Raw genomic sequence first — 2,326 nt, 5'->3', positions numbered from 1 at the left:
GACCTGGCAACTGTTGCGAGCCGCCGATGGGTAAAAGGAGGTCAATCTGAACGGAGCGTTGGCGTCAAATGTTGCGAAATGTGCGATCAAAGAACACAGGAAAAATGGGATCGCGATGAACCCTTGAAGCGCAACAAAACTAAACAATTTGAGGTGTTTCTAATCCGAAGTCGTCATGAGTACGATTCGGAAAAATGCGGTTGCGGAGCGCGAAGTAACTCATTTTGTCCTGGCTTCCTTATCTGATTGAGATCGTTTTCTGTATTCTTTCTTTCCTCTTCTGTATTCTTTCTTTAACTCTATTCTTTTCTTATACTTATCTTCGTTTACGATAATCTAGGTATAGATAAGGATTAGCTGTGATGGAGGGCTCAGGATTAACGAATCACCGGAGTCGTGGATGACACCATTGACGCGGTGAGCAGTTAGGAGAGAGCGATCGCGCAGCCGTGCTAAGTGCCACGCTATTGGGCCGGGATGAGTTAGTGCCACGTTATTTGACCGCTGGTCGGCAGGGCGGCATCCAGTGATGGTCCCGACGGTTCTACTGAACAGTTAACGGGGCGAGAGTTCTAGTCATTCGGGTCAGAATAATGCTTGAACCCATCCTGAAAGGGAGCGCGATCGCAACTGCATGGGTGCAAAGACATGTTTGAGAGGGCAACGGTGGCGATGGCTTGGCCATCTGGCTTCCGGAGGGTGATTCGGCAGCGCTCACCGGGTAGTGTAGCGAGCGAGGGTCTTCCCCAGGGTGCCTCAAAGCCGTTTTCAGGTGGTGATAGATATGTGTGCTCCGTGTCCTGGTGCGGCTAGCGGAGGCCGGACTAACGTCTTACTGAGAGGCCGGAAGATAGCCTGATCGCGCCGAAGCCATGCCCGATCTTTGGGAAGTCGTCTTGGAGTGCCTCGGTATTGACTGCTGGCGGGGATGAACCCGGTCGTTCACCCATCGTCCCAGGTGTCTGCCTGAGAGTCGCTGAGGAGGAGTAATCGGCCAATGGTGTTTGCCCCCTCAGTGGTTAACCGCGACAGCCGAGCGTTAGTTGAAAACGTGTGGGGTAATTGGGGATTCTGGTACATTTATACGCCCCCTCAAGATAAGCTAAGACCTGTGATTTGAGGGGCGAACGCAGATGCAAACCGATAGCTTGTTTTATGCGTTGTTTCAGTCATTGCCGTCGTTGCTGTTAGAGCTGTTAGAGCGTGCTCCAGAGGAAGCTGAGGGGTATCAATTTGCCTCGGTCGAGCTGAAGCAGACGGCATTCCGCATCGATGGGGTGTTCCGTCCTCCCGAGGATGCCCCATCAGCGCCCGTTTATTTTGTGGAAGTGCAGTTTCAACGCGATCCGCAATTGTATCGTCGGTTGTTGTCGGAAGTGCTGCTGTACCTGCGCCAAAACCCGGTAGTGGAAGACTGGCGCGCAGTGGTGCTGTACCCGGATCCTAGTATCGAAGTGGCCGAGCGGTCATTGCAGGAATTCTTAGAGACGAGCCGGGTGGAAGTCATTTACCTGAATGAGTTAGGAGCGATCGCGGAGCTATCACCGGGCTTGGGGATACTGCGCTTGTTAGTGGAACCTGCCGAAAGCGTGCCTGAAGCAGCCAGAGGACTGATTGAGCGGGTGCAGCAGGGGTCTCGTCCAGCAGTGGAGATGGCGCGACTTATAGAATTGGTAGAGACGATAGTGGTGTACACATTTCCGCGCTTGTCGCGGGAGGAGATCGCGGCAATGTTAGGACTGAGTGAATTGAGAGAGACCCGTGTGTATCAGGAAGGTCGAGAGGAAGGCCGAGAAGAGGAAGCGCGCTCGCTGATTTCCCGACAACTGACGCGGAAGTTAGGGCCATTGCCGGACTCGTTGCAGGCGCAAGTGAATGCGCTGTCTTTAGAGCAACTTGAAGCGTTGGGAGAAGCGTTGTTTGATTTTGCTGAGGCCTCTGATTTAGAGACGTGGTTGGCCAGCCGTGAGCGGTGAAGCCAGCGCTCTCCCGTTCTCGCTAGCGCGATCGCAGGCACCAGCATCACGGGGAGCGATTGCGGAACCCTGACCCTTGAATATTGAGAGCGGCAGCGATCGCGGTTTCAAGGTGGTTGTTCTCCCCCACCGCGATCTCGTCCTGGTTGTGCCTGAGAGCCGTTCTGAAGGGCATGAGGCCATTAACTCCAGTCCTGCGGTGGCTGCTAGAAGTCGCGCTAATTGCCCGGTTGGAATGAGGGGCCTCAGCGCGATCGCGGGCGAATGGGAATGAGGTGAAAGCGCTTTAAGGGAGTGCCCCGGAAATTGTCATCTAACCGCTAGAATAGCCGCGCGGAATTTCACTGCTG

Annotated in this window: 2 protein-coding genes; both read left to right on the top strand. The window is 54.3% G+C overall.

The genetic code is table 11. The features are described 5' to 3' along the window. Positions 1 to 1,133 precede the first annotated feature (1,133 nt). Entirely contained in the window at positions 1,134 to 1,976 is an 843-nt protein-coding gene (locus JUK32_RS16355) for an Rpn family recombination-promoting nuclease/putative transposase (RefSeq protein ID WP_204139935.1), read from the top strand. A gap of 76 nt (positions 1,977 to 2,052) precedes the next feature. Further along, a complete protein-coding gene (locus tag JUK32_RS16350; RefSeq protein ID WP_204139934.1) occupies positions 2,053 to 2,250 on the top strand; it encodes a hypothetical protein in 198 nt (65 codons plus the stop codon). The last annotated feature ends 76 nt before the right edge of the window (positions 2,251 to 2,326 follow it).

Origin of the sequence: Halomicronema sp. CCY15110 (assembly GCF_016888165.1) — a bacterium.
In the GTDB taxonomy this organism is placed as follows: domain Bacteria; phylum Cyanobacteriota; class Cyanobacteriia; order Phormidesmidales; family Phormidesmidaceae; genus Halomicronema.
This window is presented reverse-complemented; position numbering and strand designations above follow the sequence as displayed.